Source organism: Bradyrhizobium sp. PMVTL-01 (assembly GCF_051861855.1).
GTDB lineage: Bacteria > Pseudomonadota > Alphaproteobacteria > Rhizobiales > Xanthobacteraceae > Bradyrhizobium.
This window is the reverse complement of sequence record NZ_CP193982.1, coordinates 31214-46062: the sequence shown is the minus strand read 5'-3', so window position 1 is coordinate 46062 and position 14849 is coordinate 31214. Positions and strand designations below refer to the sequence as shown.

At 65.9% G+C, this 14849-nt stretch carries 13 protein-coding genes; 1 reads left to right on the top strand and 12 read right to left on the bottom strand.

Going from position 1 to position 14849, the window contains the following annotated elements:
- The 6 genes from truB to rimP form a co-directional block, all read right to left on the bottom strand.
- Positions 1-1119, bottom strand: coding sequence for a tRNA pseudouridine(55) synthase TruB (truB, locus tag ACRQ5Q_RS00200; protein WP_439372143.1), 1119 nt, complete (start codon positions 1117-1119; stop codon positions 1-3).
- Complete coding sequence (gene rbfA, locus ACRQ5Q_RS00195; protein ID WP_439375764.1) at positions 1116-1559, bottom strand: 30S ribosome-binding factor RbfA; 444 nt, start codon at positions 1557-1559, stop codon at positions 1116-1118. Before rbfA ends, truB begins: the two co-directional genes overlap by 4 nt.
- A gap of 156 nt (positions 1560-1715) precedes the next feature.
- Positions 1716-4418, bottom strand: coding sequence for a translation initiation factor IF-2 (gene infB, locus ACRQ5Q_RS00190; RefSeq protein WP_439395477.1), 2703 nt, complete (start codon positions 4416-4418; stop codon positions 1716-1718).
- Between the two features lie 70 nt (positions 4419-4488).
- Positions 4489-5172: an RNA-binding protein gene (locus ACRQ5Q_RS00185; RefSeq protein ID WP_439395475.1), complete on the bottom strand. Its 684-nt coding sequence runs from the start codon at positions 5170-5172 to the stop codon at positions 4489-4491.
- 23 nt (positions 5173-5195) lie between these two features.
- Positions 5196-6806 carry a transcription termination factor NusA gene (nusA, locus tag ACRQ5Q_RS00180; protein ID WP_439395473.1) on the bottom strand — a complete coding sequence of 537 codons (1611 nt, stop codon included), beginning with the start codon at positions 6804-6806 and terminating at the stop codon, positions 5196-5198.
- 2 nt (positions 6807-6808) lie between these two features.
- Positions 6809-7561, bottom strand: coding sequence for a ribosome maturation factor RimP (rimP, locus tag ACRQ5Q_RS00175; protein ID WP_439395471.1), 753 nt, complete (start codon positions 7559-7561; stop codon positions 6809-6811).
- Between the two features lie 364 nt (positions 7562-7925).
- On the opposite strand from rimP, the gene ACRQ5Q_RS00170 reads away from it, so the two are divergent.
- Positions 7926-9008, top strand: a complete 1083-nt coding sequence (locus ACRQ5Q_RS00170) for a DUF2336 domain-containing protein (RefSeq protein WP_439395469.1) — start codon at positions 7926-7928, stop codon at positions 9006-9008.
- Between the two features lie 3 nt (positions 9009-9011).
- On the opposite strand, the gene trmB is transcribed toward ACRQ5Q_RS00170, so the two are convergent.
- The 6 genes from trmB to ybeY all read right to left on the bottom strand — a co-directional run bounded on the left by trmB (position 9012) and on the right by ybeY (position 14819).
- Positions 9012-9725, bottom strand: a complete 714-nt coding sequence (trmB, locus tag ACRQ5Q_RS00165; RefSeq protein ID WP_439395467.1) for a tRNA (guanosine(46)-N7)-methyltransferase TrmB — start codon at positions 9723-9725, stop codon at positions 9012-9014.
- Positions 9722-10879 carry a M20 family metallopeptidase gene (locus ACRQ5Q_RS00160; RefSeq protein WP_439395465.1) on the bottom strand — a complete coding sequence of 386 codons (1158 nt, stop codon included), beginning with the start codon at positions 10877-10879 and terminating at the stop codon, positions 9722-9724. The genes trmB and ACRQ5Q_RS00160 overlap by 4 nt, the downstream gene beginning before the upstream one ends.
- A gap of 87 nt (positions 10880-10966) precedes the next feature.
- Entirely contained in the window at positions 10967-11380 is a 414-nt protein-coding gene (locus ACRQ5Q_RS00155; protein ID WP_018319423.1) for a helix-turn-helix domain-containing protein, read from the bottom strand.
- A gap of 220 nt (positions 11381-11600) precedes the next feature.
- Positions 11601-13214 (bottom strand): apolipoprotein N-acyltransferase, encoded by a 1614-nt coding sequence (gene lnt / locus ACRQ5Q_RS00150; RefSeq protein WP_439395463.1) that lies wholly within the window; start codon positions 13212-13214, stop codon positions 11601-11603.
- Positions 13211-14329 carry a hemolysin family protein gene (locus ACRQ5Q_RS00145; protein ID WP_439372132.1) on the bottom strand — a complete coding sequence of 373 codons (1119 nt, stop codon included), beginning with the start codon at positions 14327-14329 and terminating at the stop codon, positions 13211-13213. Before ACRQ5Q_RS00145 ends, lnt begins: the two co-directional genes overlap by 4 nt.
- Position 14330: 1 nt before the next feature.
- The gene (gene ybeY / locus ACRQ5Q_RS00140; protein WP_439372130.1) at positions 14331-14819 is read right to left on the bottom strand and encodes an rRNA maturation RNase YbeY; all 489 of its coding nucleotides are present in this window, start codon (positions 14817-14819) and stop codon (positions 14331-14333) included.
- Between the last annotated feature and the right edge of the window lie 30 nt (positions 14820-14849).

Genomic DNA, 14849 nt, shown 5'->3' with positions numbered 1-14849 from the left:
TCAATTTCTCTCGTTGCGACCGGGGCTGGCAGTCAGGCCGGTCAGGTTGAACACACGCTTGGGGATGATTTCGCCATTGCCAAGTTCGGCAAGCGCCAAAAGACGGCCTGCCACCGTGACATAGACTGTGCCGCTACAAGTGGGCGCATCCCGTCCGCGCAACAAAACGGCTTGGCCCCGATGGAGCCTTGCCGCATCAGCCCGAGTGACGGCCAGTGCCGGGATGTCGTCCAGCGCGGTCTCAACGGGCAAAAGCGCGTCGGCGAGGCTGCCCTCGCCTGACGCGGCTCTATCGCACAAAGCCTCCAGCTGATCCAGCGGAATCATGTCGTTTTCGCCAAATGGGCCGACCAGGGTCCGCCTGAGCGCGCAGATATGGCCGTAACTGCCGAGAATCCGGCCCATATCGCGGGCCAGCGCCCGGACATAGGTGCCCTTGCCGCACTCGGCTTCGAACACGGCCCGGTCCTTATCTGGTTGATCTACAAGGGTTAAATGGTGAATCTCGACGGGGCGAGGGGCCAGCTCCACGACCTCGCCGTCGCGGGCGAGGTCATAGGCGCGCTCGCCCTGGACCTTGATCGCCGAATAGCGCGGCGGGATCTGCTCGATCACGCCGGTGAAGCGGGGCAGCAGCGCCAGGATGGCCTCCCGGGTCGGGCGCTGGTCGGAGGTCGCGGTCACCCGGCCCTCGATGTCGTCGGTGTCGCGCTCCTCGCCCCAGCACACGGTGAACTGGTAGCGCTTGCGGCCGTCCATCACAAAGGGAACCGTCTTGGTGGCCTCTCCGAGCGCGATCGGCAGGCCGCCGGAGGCGAGCGGGTCGAGCGTGCCGGCATGCCCCGCGCGCTTGGCGTTGAACAGGCGCTTCAGCACCGCAACCGCCTGCGTCGAGGTCATGCCGATCGGCTTGTCGAGCACGACCCAGCCATGGACGTCGCGGCGGTCGCGGCGGACCTGGCCGCCCTTCTGCTGCTTGGCGCGCGGATCGTTGTTGACGCGGCGCGGCTCCTGATGCGGCTGAGAATTGCCGCCCATCTCGGCAAAATCATTTTTTTGCACATCGCGCTGATCGGCGTCGTTGCCGTCGATCGTGCCGTGAGCCGGGTCCATCGTCATTGCTCTTCTTCCCGATCCGAAGCCGGATCCTGTTCCAAGTCCCGTTCGAGATCCTTCTGCACCGCAGGTGTTCGCAAAAGCTTCTCGATCCGTTCCGCTTCGTCGAATCGTTCGTCGACGCGGAAGCGAATGTCAGGTGCAAATTTCAGGTTAACGCGCCGCGCGACTTCACCGCGCAGGAATTTCTTGTTGCGCTCGAGCGCAGCGATGACGATCTCGGTGTCGCGGCCACCGAGCGGCATCACGTAGATTGTCGCGAGCTTCAGGTCGGGCGACATCCGTACCTCCGGCACGGTGATGATGTGGCCTTCCAGATCCGCATCATGCACGTTGCCTTGCGCCAGAATCTCGGCCATCGCATGGCGAACCTGCTCGCCGACGCGCAGCTGACGCTGCGAACCGCCGGGCGCGGAACTTTTCTTCTGGTGGTGGCGGGGCATGGTCTGGAAATCACCTCGTCGTGCCCGCGTTTGGGACACGAGCATTGTCATTTGTCCTGTTGAAACGAATGAGGCGTGGATGGCCGGAAAAATCCGGCCATCGCACTCCCGCAATTTCAGTTCAAAAAGATCCGAACGCTTCGGTAAGATTTGGACTTACAGGGAGCGCTGGATCGTCTCCACGCGATAACACTCGATGACATCGCCTGCGCGCATGTCGTGGTAGTTCTCGAAGGCCATGCCGCATTCCTGACCGGCCTGGACTTCCTTCACCTCGTCCTTGAAGCGCTTCAGCGTCGACAGCTTGCCTTCGTGCACGACGACGTTGTCGCGGATCAGGCGCACATTGGCGCCGCGTTCCACGGTGCCGTCGGTGACGCGGCAGCCGGCGACCTTGCCGACCTTGGAGATGTTGAAGATCTCCAGGATCTCGGCATTGCCCAGCATGGTTTCGCGCAAGGTCGGCGCGAGCAGGCCGCTCATCGCCTTCTTCACGTCGTCCACGAGGTCGTAGATGATGTTGTAGTAGCGGATCTCGATGCCGTTGCGCTTGGCGGCCGCAGCGGCCTCCTTGTTGGCGCGAACCGAGAAGCCGATGATTGCGGCGTTGAAACCTTCCGCGAGCGTCACGTCGGATTCCGAGATACCGCCGACGCCGGCATGCAGGATGCGGGCGGCGACTTCGTCGGTGCCGAGCTTCTCCAGCGAGCCGAGGATGGCTTCCAGCGAGCCCTGCACGTCGGCCTTGACGATCAGCGGGAATTCCTTGCGGCCCGCCGTCTTCAATTGCGACATCATCTGCTCGAGCGATCCGCGCATGCCGGAGATCGAGGCAGCCGCGTTCTCGCGCTTCTGGTGCGCGCGGTAGCTGGTGATCTGGCGGGCGCGGGCTTCGTTCTCGACCACGGCGAGACGATCGCCGGCTTCCGGCGGACCGTTGAAGCCGAGCACCTCGACCGGCACCGAGGGACCGGCCTCCTGCACCGTCTCGCCCTGATCCGAGATCAGCGCGCGGACGCGGCCCATCTCGGCCCCGGCGACGATGATGTCGCCGACACGGAGCGTGCCGCGCTGGACCAGCACGGTGGCGACCGGACCGCGACCACGATCGAGCTTGGCTTCGATCACGGTGCCTTCGGCCGGACGCTCCGAATTGGTCTTCAGGTCGAGGATTTCGGCCTGCAGCGCGATCATCTCGAGCAGCTTGTCGAGATTGGTCTTGTTCTTGGCGGACACTTCGACGTCGACCACTTCGCCGCCGAAGGATTCCACCTGCACCTCGTGCTGGAGCAGCTCGGTACGGACGCGCTCGGGCTTGGCATCCGGCTTGTCGATCTTGTTGATGGCAACGATGATCGGCACCCGCGCCGCCTTGGCGTGGTTGATGGCTTCGATCGTCTGCGGCATCACGCCGTCATCGGCCGCGACCACCAGCACGACGATGTCGGTGACCTTGGCGCCGCGGGCGCGCATCGCGGTGAACGCGGCGTGGCCCGGCGTGTCGATGAAGGTGATCTTCTTGCCGCTCTCAGGCGACAGCACCTGATAGGCGCCGATATGCTGGGTGATGCCGCCGGCTTCGCCGGAGACCACGTTGGCATGGCGAAGCGCGTCGAGCAGCGAGGTCTTGCCGTGGTCGACGTGGCCCATCACGGTCACCACGGGCGAACGCGTCTCGGTGTCGGTGGAATCGTCGACCTGGTCGAACAGGCCCTCTTCGACGTCGGAGGCGGCAACGCGCTTGACGGTGTGACCGAGCTCTTCGGCGATCAGCTGCGCGGTGTCGGCGTCGATCACGTCGGTGATCTTGTGCATCGCGCCCTGCTTCATCAGCATGCGGATGACGTCGACCGCGCGCTCGGACATGCGGTTGGCGAGTTCCTGGATCGTGATCGCTTCCGGAATCGTCACCTCGCGGATCAGCTTTTCCTTCGGCTCGTTCGAGGCGTGGCCCTTCAGGCGCTGGGTGCGGCGACGGAACGAGGCGATCGAGCGCTCGCGCACGTCGTCGGCGTTGAGCGCGGTGACAACAGTCAGGCGGCCGCGCTCCTTCTGCGGGCCGGGCTTGTGGGTGGTCTTCGGGGCTGCCGCGGGACGCGCGGCGCCGCCGGGACCGCGACGGATCTGGCGCGGCGCCTCGTCCTCATCGGCTTCGGCGGCAACTGCGGGGCCGCGGCCGGCCGGTCCACCCGGACGCTGCGCGGTCGTGGTTGCAGGACGCGTGGTGGCGGTTCCCGGGCGGGCGGTCGTGGTTCCAGGCCGGGGCGCGGGCGCGCCGGGGCGCGGGGCGGGAGAGGCCGGCGCGGCGGTCGCGGGGCGTGCGGCGCCTGCCGGCTGCTCGCCTTCGCCGAAACGCTTCTTGGCCTCGGTTTCGGCCTTCCGCTTGGCTTCGTCCTCGTGACGGTGGCGCTCTTCCTCGGCCTTGCGGCGGGACTCGGCGGCCTCTCGCTCGGCGCGTTCGGCGGCCTCGCGGGCGGCGCGGCGCTGGGCCTCTTCCTCGGCCTGGCGGCGTTCCTCGACCTCGCGCAGCTTGGCATCGGCCAGCGCGCTCGCACGGGCCGAGCGCTCATCCTCGGTCAGGGTGCGCAGGACCACGCCGGAACCGGCGTTGCGCGGCGGGGGCGGCGCGGGGCGCGACGGAGCGGGCGCAGCCGGAGCCGGCTTTGCAGCAGCCTCGGGCGCGTGCGGCTCGGGGCCCTCACCAATGCGGCGCTTGCCGCGCTTCTCGACCACGACCTGCTTGCTGCGGCCATGGCTGAAGCTCTGGCGCACGGTACCCGTTTCGACGCGCGGCTTGAGCGATAGCGTTTTGCTCGGAACGCTCAGCTTCTTGTCGCCAGGGGTCTTGGTATCAACCATTCAGCAGTCCTAATCCTGATTTATCAGTGTTGTGCGTTGCCGCACCGTCAGATCGGTTCGTCGTTGTCTTTCAGAAATCCTGGCCGTGCTTTTCGGCAGTCTTGTCATCGTCCGCCATCCGGTATCGGACCAGCATCTGGCTACGTGACAGGAATGACCTGCTCGCCGGGCCCGCGAGCAGCGCAGCATGTATCACATTTGACCGGGTCAGTGCCAAATCCAATTCTAACGATTTCAGTGCGGTGATGACGGGAATCTGGGGCTTGCCGCCGCGATTTCCGGCATTTTGACGCGCCAGCATGTCCAATTTGCGGATTCCGTCCGCAGCCCCGTCGCTGGCGTGGATCAGGACCTCGGCCGTGCCTTCCCGCAGGGCGCTCTCGACCTTGCCGAAGCCGGCCACGACCTGGCCCGCCTTGGCGGCGATTCCAAGGGCTTCCGCCACGCTCCTGACGAGGAGCGCCTCGATGTCGGCGGGGAGCGTCTGGGGAACGCGCAGCTCGCGCTTGAAGGCCTTGCTAAATTGGTGACGCCGCACGGCTTCCGCAACCACCTCGCGGGAGGCGGTGACCCACATGCCGCGCCCGGGCAGCTTGCGCTTGAGATCGGGAACTATGTCGCCTTGCGGCGAGACGACGAAGCGGATCAGCTCGTCGATCGGCCGGACCTGCCGGCTGACCGCGCACATCCGCATGGTCGCGGACCTTTCGGTCCGCGGCCCATGATCGAGTTCGCTGTCAGTGCTGGCGAGCATCCGGGCGACATCCTCCGTCGCCCTTAAGCCGGCTGATCTTCGGTCGCTTCAGCCTCTTCGGCGGGCTTGGCGAGATCGGCCTCGGTGATCCAGCCGGCCTTGACGCGGGCCTGCATGATCATCGCCTCGGCATCGTCACGGGAGATCTCGATACCGTCGAGCGCACCCGGATATTTGGTCTGCTCGCCGCCTTCCTTGCGCTCGGTCCATCCGACCAGATCGTCGGTGGCGCAGCCGGCGAGGTCGTCGACGGTCTTGATGTCGTTCTCGCCGAACTTCACCAGCATCTTCGAGGTGACGCCGGGCACGTCCTTGAGGGCGTCCTCGACGCCGAGCTCCTTGCGCCTCGCCTCGAGCTCGGCTTCCTGCTGCTCGAGATATTCGCGGGCGCGGCTCTGGAGCTCCTGGGCGGTCTCCTCGTCGAAGCCCTCGATGCCGGCGAGCTCCTTGACGTCGACCATCGCGAGTTCCTCGACCGAGGTGAAGCCTTCGGACGCCAGCAGCTGGCCGACCACCTCGTCGACGTTGAGCGATTCCATGAAGACGCGGGTGGAGTTCTCGAAGTCGGCCTGGCGGCGCTCCGATTCCTCCTGCTCGGTCAGGATGTCGATGTCCCAGCCGGTGAGCTGCGAGGCCAGACGCACGTTCTGGCCGCGGCGGCCGATCGCCAGCGAGAGCTGGTTGTTGGTGTCGGGCACCACGACCTCGATGCGCTCGCGGTCTTCGTCGATGACGACCTTGGAGACTTCGGCCGGCGCCAAAGCGTTGACCACGAAGGTCGCGATGTCGGGCGACCACGGGATGATGTCGATCTTCTCGCCCTGCAGCTCGTTCACCACGGCCTGCACGCGCGAGCCGCGCATACCGACGCAGGCGCCGACCGGATCGACCGAGGAATCCCGGGAAATCACGCCGATTTTTGCGCGCGAGCCCGGATCGCGGGCCACCGCCTTGATCTCGACGATGCCGTCATAGATCTCAGGCACTTCCTGCGCGAACAGCTTCGCCATGAACTGCGGATGGGTGCGGGAGAGGAAGATCTGCGGGCCGCGCGTCTCGCGGCGGACGTCGAAGATGTAGGCGCGGACGCGGTCCCCGTTGCGGAACACTTCGCGCGGCAGCATCTCGTCGCGGCGGATGATGGCTTCACCGCGGCCGAGATCGACGATCACGCTGCCATATTCGACGCGCTTGACGACGCCGTTGACGATGTCGCCGATGCGGTCCTTGAATTCCTGGTACTGCCGGTCGCGCTCGGCCTCGCGCACCTTCTGCACGATGACCTGCTTGGCCGACTGCGCGGCGATGCGGCCGTATTCCAGCGGCGGCAGGGTGTCGGCGATGGTGTCGCCGACCTGGGCGCCGGGATTGGCACGCTGCGCGTCCACCAGCGAGATCTGGTTGGAATGATTCTCGACCTTGTCGACCACCAGCATGTGCCGCGACAGCCGCAGCTCGCCCTTCTTCGGGTCGATCTCGGCGTGAACGTCAGTCTCGCTGCCGTAACGGGCCCGCGCGGCCTTGGCGATGGCATCCTCCATCGCCGCGATGACGATGCCGCGGTCGATCGATTTCTCGCGCGCGACGGCGTCCGCGATCTGGAGCAATTCGAGTCGATTGGCGCTGACTGCCATGGCTAGTCTCCTTCAGGCTCGATCTCGCCGCGCCGCGCGCGTTCGGCGGCAAGGCGATGTTTCTTGGTATTGGTCGGGGCCGGCTTCTTTTTCGGCTTGGTGCTCTTGGTGGTTTTTTCGCTGATTTTCGCGTGCGGCGCCTGCGGCGGCGCGAGGCCGAGATCCCGGCGTATCTGGCGCTCTTCGGCCTTGCCGCGGCGCATGGATTCGGCAATCAGCTCGTCGGTCAGCACCAGCCGGGCCTCGCCGATATCCTCCATCGTCAGGAGAACGTCGGCATCGTCGCCCGCCTTGACGTCGTCGCGATGCAGATGGACGCGGTCTCCTTCGACGGCGCCGAGCGTGCCGCGGAACCGTTTGCGTCCCTCGTGGGCCACCGCCATCGCGACCTTCACCAGATGGCCGGAATAACGCTCGAAATCGGACCGCCGCACCAGGGGGCGGTCGATCCCCGGCGAGGAGATCTCCAGCCGGTAGGCGCGGTCGATGGGGTCGGCGACATCCAGCACGGGCGACAGCGCCCGCGAGATCGCCTCGCAATCCTCGAGCTGCATCGAACCGTCCGGCCGTTCGGCCATGATCTGCACGGTGCAGCCGGCTTCGCCGGAGATGCGGATCCGGACCAGGCGGTAACCCATGCCCTCGAGCACGGGAGCTGCGACCGCAGACACCCGCGCCGCCACGCCGGGCTCGACCACGAGCCTCGGCTCGGCCAGCAGTTCGGCATCGGTGGAACCAGTGTTCGGTTCGGTCATATCAGCGGTCAAGGCGCTCGTTGGTTAACGCTTGGGTTAAGGCTTGGTTAAGACTTCAAAGCCCGTTTCGGAACTCTCCCGACAGCGCGTCGGGCCGGATCTTCCGCCAACCCGCGTTCAGGTAATAAAAAAGAGCGGGTCCTTTCGGGCCCACTCTCACTACGCGGATCGTATGAGAAGATGAATTGGCGCTGATATAGCCCTTTCTGCTCTCCCGGACAAGGCCCATCGGAGGCCCGATGAGGCTTTTTACGCCCGATTCGCGGCGTCTCGCGCGCAACGCTTCCTTCATTTCCGAGGCCTATTTCTTGATTGTGGGGCCGAGGGCGCACCCGCGGCGTGCCCTGTACGAGTTTGTGTTTTCATGACCGCTGCCACGTCGCTCATTCCCGGACTGGACACTATCGTCAAACGCGGCGACCCTCGCCGTCGCGGCGAGATCGCGCACGCCATCGCCGACCTCTACTTCCAGGATCCGGCGAGCCTCGGTCCCGAGCTCATCGATCTGTTCGACAATCTCCTGATCGATCTCGTCCCGCATGCCGAGCTCGACTCGCGCGTCGATCTCGCCGAGCGCTTCTCGCGGCTGAACAATGCGCCGCCGCATCTGGTGAACCAGCTGGCGCGCGAAAACGAGATCATGGTGGCGGGCCCCGTGCTGCGCCGCTCGCCCGTGCTCGATGACGCCGCTCTCGTCGAGATCGCACGGCTGAAAGGACAGGGTCATCTTCTGGCGATGACGGAACGTCCCGTCCTGCCGGCCGTCGTCACCGACGTGCTGGTTGAGCGCGGCGATCGCGATGTCGTGCGCCGCGCCGCGGGCAATGCCGGCGCGGTGTTTTCGCCTGCCAGTTATTCCGAGCTGATCAAGCGTTCGGCGCAGGATGGCGTGTTGACGCTCAAGCTCGGCCAGCGCAGCGATCTCTCGGGCGAGAACCTGAAACAGCTTCTCGAGGGCACGCTCGACGTCATCCGCCGCCGCCTCTCCACCGTGGTCAATCCCGTTCGCCAGGTCGAGATCAAGCGTGCCATGGCGGCGATCGAAGAGGCTGCACTGCCGCCCGGACCGCGACGCGATTTCTCCGCGGCCCAGCGCACCGTGCTCACCTTGCATCGCGAGGGCCATCTCGGCGAGAGCGCGCTGCTTGGTTTTGCCAAGGCGCACAAATACGAGGAATCGATCGCCTCGCTCTCGGCGATGGCCGGCATCCGCATCTCGATCCTCGACCGACTGATCGCGGGCGACCGCTACGATCCGATCCTGATCCTCGGCCGGGTGCTAAATCTCGGCTGGCCCACGGTGCGCGCACTGATCCTGCTCTGGTACGGCCCCAATCGCACGCCCGCCGATGCCGACATCGAAGCCGCCCGCATGAACTTCACGCGCCTGATGCCGACGACGGCCGAACGCGTCGTGAATTTCTGGCGCAACCGGCAGACGATCTAGCTTCTAACCGACCCGCCTGAACCGCAAGTAAGCCGCCTTGCGGCCTTCGCGGGCCGCCTTCCGGCCGTAGCGCGTCATGGTGTAGCCGGCCCAGGGCTGCCGGAAATCGTCGGCGCGCTCCGCGAGCCATTTGAAATCCGGCGAGCGCGCAAGATGCGACAGCGTCCAGGCGCAGTAATCGTCGATGTCGCAGACGAAGCGGAATTCGCCGCCGCTCTTCAGCACGCGCGCCATTGCGGCGATCGTCCTGTCCTGGACGAAGCGCCGCTTCCAGTGCCGCCGCTTCGGCCAGGGATCCGGATGGATCAGGTCGATCCGCGACAGCGAGGCCTTCGGCAGCCAGGCCAGCAGCTCGGCGGCATCGCCGGCGAACAGACGGATGTTGGCGATGTTCGCGGCTTCGATCTGCGCGAGGATTTTCGCCATGCCGTTGACATAGGGCTCGCAGCCGATGAAGCCGGTCGTGGCGAAATTCTGCGCCTCGGCCGCGAGATGCTCGCCGCCGCCGAAGCCGATCTCGAGCCGCACGTCATCCGCGGTGGGATCGAAGATCTCGCGCGCATCAGCCGGCTTCTCGCCCTCGATGTCGAGTGCAAGATGCGGCAGCAGATTGTCGATCAGGTCGGCCTGGTGCTGCCTGAGCTTGTGGCCCTTTCGGCGCCCGAAGAAGGCGCGCTCGCTGTCGTCGCGATCGGGGTCTGGCTTGCGCTCGCTCATCGCAGCGTCTGATACAGCCGATAGAGCAGCCGCGCGCGCGGCTCGAGCGACGAGACGTAGAGCTGCTCATAAGGGGTATGCGCACCCTTGCCGTCGACGCCGAGCCCGTCCAGCGTGGCGGTGTGGGACGCGGTGAAATTGCCGTCCGAGCCGCCACCGGTATAGGTGTCGATCAGCTCGAAGCCAATCTCGGTGGCGAGCGCCCTGGCGTGCTGGTAGAGCGAGGCGCCCGCATTGCCCTTCTCGTAAGGAGGACGATTGAGCTCGCCGGTGACCGTGACGGTGACGCCCTCCGTTTTCGATTTCAGCCCGAGGATCTTGCCGGCGAATTCATCCGCATCGGCAAAGCTCGGAACACGCAGGTCGATTTCGGCATAGGCCTCTTCCGGCGTCACGTTGGGGCGCGTGCCGCCGCGCACCACGCCGACATTGACGGTGACGCCGCGCTTCAGGTCGTTCATTCCTTCCAGCGCATGGATGATGTTGGCGAGCTCGCGGATGGCGCTGCGGCCGTCTTCGGGCCGCGAGCCGGCATGCGCCGGCACGCCCTTGATGAACACCTCGAAGCGTCCGACGCCCTTGCGTCCGGTGACGATCTTGCCGCCGTCGCGCGCCGGCTCCGTCACCAGCACGTATTTGGCCTTGCGTCCCTCCTGCTCGATCAGTGCGCGCGAGGTGGGGCTGCCGATCTCCTCGTCGGAGGTGAACATGTGGGTGATGCCGAGCGGCGATCGCTTGCCGTCGGCGCAGAGCGCGGCGAACGCATGATGGGCGATGTAGGCCCCGCCCTTCATGTCGTAGATGCCGGGACCGAACGCGCTGTCGCCCTCGACCCTGAACGGCAGGCGCTCGATGAAGCCCAGGGGGTGCACGGTATCGAGGTGACTCAGCACCAGGATGCCCGGCTGCTCCTGACCCCAGGTCGAGCGGGCCAGCAGATGATCGCCGCAGCCGTCGACGCCGGCGACGCGCTCGAGCGTGACGGGCAGGTCGCGGTGTTGAGCGGCGACCAGCGACACGAGTTTGTTGACCTGCTCAGGCGCCTCTGTCGGCGTCTCGATCTCCACCCAGCGCCGGATGCCGTCGAGAATAGTTGGGGTATCGAACCAGTTGGCGTTCGTCATGGACGCATCTATGCCTTTGAATCGCATCATCCGGGAAGGCGCGCGTCAACGCGCGGCCGCAAACGACGACATAGGCCAGATTTGGCGCAGCCTCAAATCGGATTGAGCTGGTGCGCCTCAGCGCTTGTCGGGGCCTTCGCGGGCCGCGATCTGTTCGACGAGATCGACGATCGAGCGGCGCATCTTCGAATCGGTGATTCGGGTGAAGGCCTTGGTCAGAGCGAGACCTTCGGAGGTCGCGAGGAAGTCGGACACGTAAGAGGGCGAGGCGCCTTCGCTGAAGCCGTCCGGACCCGGCACGCCGCTCGGGCCGCCCTCGAACAGGAACGACACCGGTACCTGCAGAATCTCGGCAATTTGCTGGATGCGGCTCGCGCCGACCCGGTTCGTGCCCTTCTCGTATTTCTGGATCTGCTGGAACGTCAGGCCCAAAGCTTCACCGAGCTTTTCCTGGCTCATGCCCAACATGATGCGGCGCATACGCACACGGCTGCCGACATATTTGTCAACAGGGTTGGGCGCTTTCGACATTTCCTCAGCCTCCAAACACCACCTTCAGCGCAATCGACGGAATGCCTCAGGTGCCAGCAACGTAAAAATCAAACCCTGTTATTGGGAAACATTGCGGAGAAATTTAGCAACGCCCGCTGTCTTTCGCAGCGGATGCAGAATGAGGAACCCGCGTGCAATCTGTCAACCGTGGGACTACGGTTGTCAAAGGATTCCGGCCGCCTCGCTCGCCGCGGTGCGATCAGGGGTGCCGTTTGGCAACACGCCGACGGACGGCGAGTATCACGCCGAGCGCGACGAGGGTGGCTGCGGGCACATCGCCCAGCCGCGCGTAGACTGTCGGGGGGATTGCTGCGGGCAGGTTTGCGTCCAAAATGCCTTCGATGCCGAGACCGAGGCTGGCGACGGTTCGTCCGACCGGATCGATCACCGCCGAGATGCCTGTATTGGCGGAGCGGACCAGCGGCAATCCGAGCTCGATCGCGCGCATTCGCGCCTGCTCCAGATGCTGATAGGGGCCGGTCGAGATGCCGAACCAGCCATCATTGGTGAGGTTCACGATCCAGCCCGGACGTTCGTTGCGTCCTGCCACCTCACCGGGAAAGATGGCCTCATAGCAGATCAGCGGCAGTGCCGATGGCGCGGTGGGGACCGGCAGCGCATGCCGCCCGCTGCCGGCGATGAAGCCGCCGCGCACACGCGTCAGCTGCTCGAAACCGAGCTTCTCCATCAACTCCTGATAGGGAAGAAACTCGCCGAACGGCACGAGGTGCAGCTTGTCGTAAACCGAGAGCACGCTGCCGTCGTGATCGATGACGTAGATCGAATTGTAGGCGCGCGTGATCGGCGTCCCCCGCGGCAGGTCGGGCGCGCGCACCGAACCCGTGATCAGCACCGTGCCCTTCGGCAACAGCTCGGCGATCTCAGCCATCGCGTCGGCTTCGCGGGTCAGGAAGAACGGGAAGGCGGATTCCGGCCAGATCAGGATGGTGGCATCGCGCACGCCCGTCGATTGCGGTCCGGAGGCGCGGTCCGACAGCGCGAGGTATTTCTTCATCACCTCGGCCTTGGCTGCGTAGTTGAACTTCGCGTCCTGCTGCAGGTTCGGTTGCATCAGGCGCAGCTTGGCGCCAGCGACCATCGTGGTCGGGTGCAGCGACAGGCGGATCGCGCCGAAGATGCCCATGACGGTCAGAAGCGCGATTGCCGCGGCCGGTCCGCGCCACGCAATGCTGCGATCGGGCGTGCGGTCGATCAGCGTCGCCGGGCTCGCAAAGATCGCAACCGTCAGGAAGGTCATGCCCCATAGGCCGATCAGCGAGGCCGTCTGCGCCAGCGGCAGCGGCTCGGACAGTGCATAGCCGAACGCGTTCCAGGGAAAGCCGGTCAGCGCATGGCCCCGCAGCCATTCGGCGATGGTGAGGCTTGCCGCGAGCGCAAGCACGCGCGTGGCGTTCTTGGTCCAGAGCAGGCGCGCCAGCGCTAATCCGATCGCCGTGAAGATGGAGAGATAGGCCGGCAGGCCCAGCACGGCGAACGGCGTCAGCCAGGCGAAGATGTCGGCGTCGACGAAGAAGGCGTAGCCGATCCAGTAGAGGCCGGGCACGAAATAGCCGAGCCCGAACCAGTAGCCGGTCAGCGCCGCGGCGGGGACGCCGCCATAACGTCCGCCGCCGGCGCCGTCGATCAGCCAGACCAGCACCGGGAAGGTGATGAACAGCACCGGGAAGAGGTTGAACGGAGCCAACGCCAGCACCGACAGCGCGCCGGCTGCCATGGCGATGACGGCGCGCTTCCAGCCCCAGGTGAGGATGATGGCAAGCGCGATCTGCCGAAGTCGCTGCAACGCGCTCACCGCGGGCCGGTCCCCTCGCTCGGCGGCGGGGTCGGCGTGTCACTGGCCGGCGGCGGGCTGCTGTCCGGCGCGGCCTCGCGGCGGCGGCTCTCGCGCTGGGTGCGCGGCGCGGGACGTTCCTTCCGCGTCGAGATGCGCAGCCGCTTGACGCGGCGCGGATCGGCATCGAGCACCTCGACCTCGTAATTGCCGGGCCCCGAGATCACCTCGCCGCGCACCGGCAGGCGTCCGACGAAGCTGACGAGATAGCCGCCGAGCGTCTCGACCTCCTCGCCGGCCTCGCCGGTGACGAAGTCCGCGCCGATCACGGTGCGGACGTCGTCGAGGCTGGCGCGGGCGTCGGCGATGAAGGCGTTGTCAGGCAGGCGCACGATCGAGGGCGGCTCGTCGCTGTCGTGCTCGTCGTCGATCTCGCCGACGATCTGCTCGACGATGTCCTCGATCGAGACCAGCCCGTCACTGCCGCCATATTCGTCGACCACCAGCGCGAGGTGGATGCGGGTCGCCTGCATCTGCGCGAGGAGGTCGATCGCCCGCATCGACGGCGGCACGTAGAGCAGCTTGCGGATGATGCGGGCGTCCTCGAGCGGCATCGCAAGGTCGACCGCGCGCAGATCGAGGCCGGCCGGCAGCGGCTTCTTGCGCTTGGTCTTGGTGGCCTCCGACACCCGCGCCCGCACGGTCATGAAAGCGAGCAGATCGCGGATGTGGACGATGCCGACGGGATCGTCGAGCGTCTCGTTGTAGACCACGAGGCGGGAATGGCCGGCGCTCTCGAAGCGGTCCATCAGTTCGCCGAGCGGGATGTCGCGCTTCACCGCGATGATGTCGGCGCGATGCACCATGACGTCGGCGATGCGGCGCTCGTGCAGCCCGAGGATGTTGCGCAGCATGGTGCGCTCGACGGCGGAGAAGCCGGTGTCGTCGGGCGTCGTGGCGTCGAGCACGACCTGGAGATCGTCGCGCACCGATCCCGCCTTCCAGCCGAACAGCGTGCGGATGGCGCGCAGCAACCAGCTTTCCGCAGTGGGACGCAGCACCTCGCCAGGGGTCACTACGGCCGGCAGATTGGGCGTGTTGCGCGAATTGTCGTGGGTTGGCTCGGAATCCGGCATCTCAGTGCGTCCCCGGGCGGTCGGCATAGGGGTCGGGGATGCCGAGATGGGCGAGGATCTCGGTTTCCAGCGCTTCCATCTCCTCGGCGTCGTCGTCGTTCTCGTGGTCGTAGCCGATCAGGTGCAGGAAGCCGTGCACGGCGAGATGGCTCAAATGATGCTCGAACGGCTTGTGTTCCTCGTCGGCCTCGCGCCGCATTGTCTCGTAGGCGATCGCGATGTCGCCGAGCATGCGCGGCGCATCGCCTTCCTTCCATTCGCCTTCCGGCTGGAGCGCGGGAAACGACAGCACGTTGGTTGGCTTGTCGATGCCGCGCCAGTTGCTGTTGAGGGTGCGGATGCCGGCATCATCGGTCAGCATCACCGCCACTTCCGCGTCGGCAACATCTTCCTCGACGCTCTCGGCGGCGGCGGCAACCGCGCGCTGGATCACGGCTTCGGAATCGGGCTCGCGCTGCCAGCAATCGGCAACGACGAGGACCTCGGTCATGGGAAGGTTCGGATGTGACATTGTCTTTGT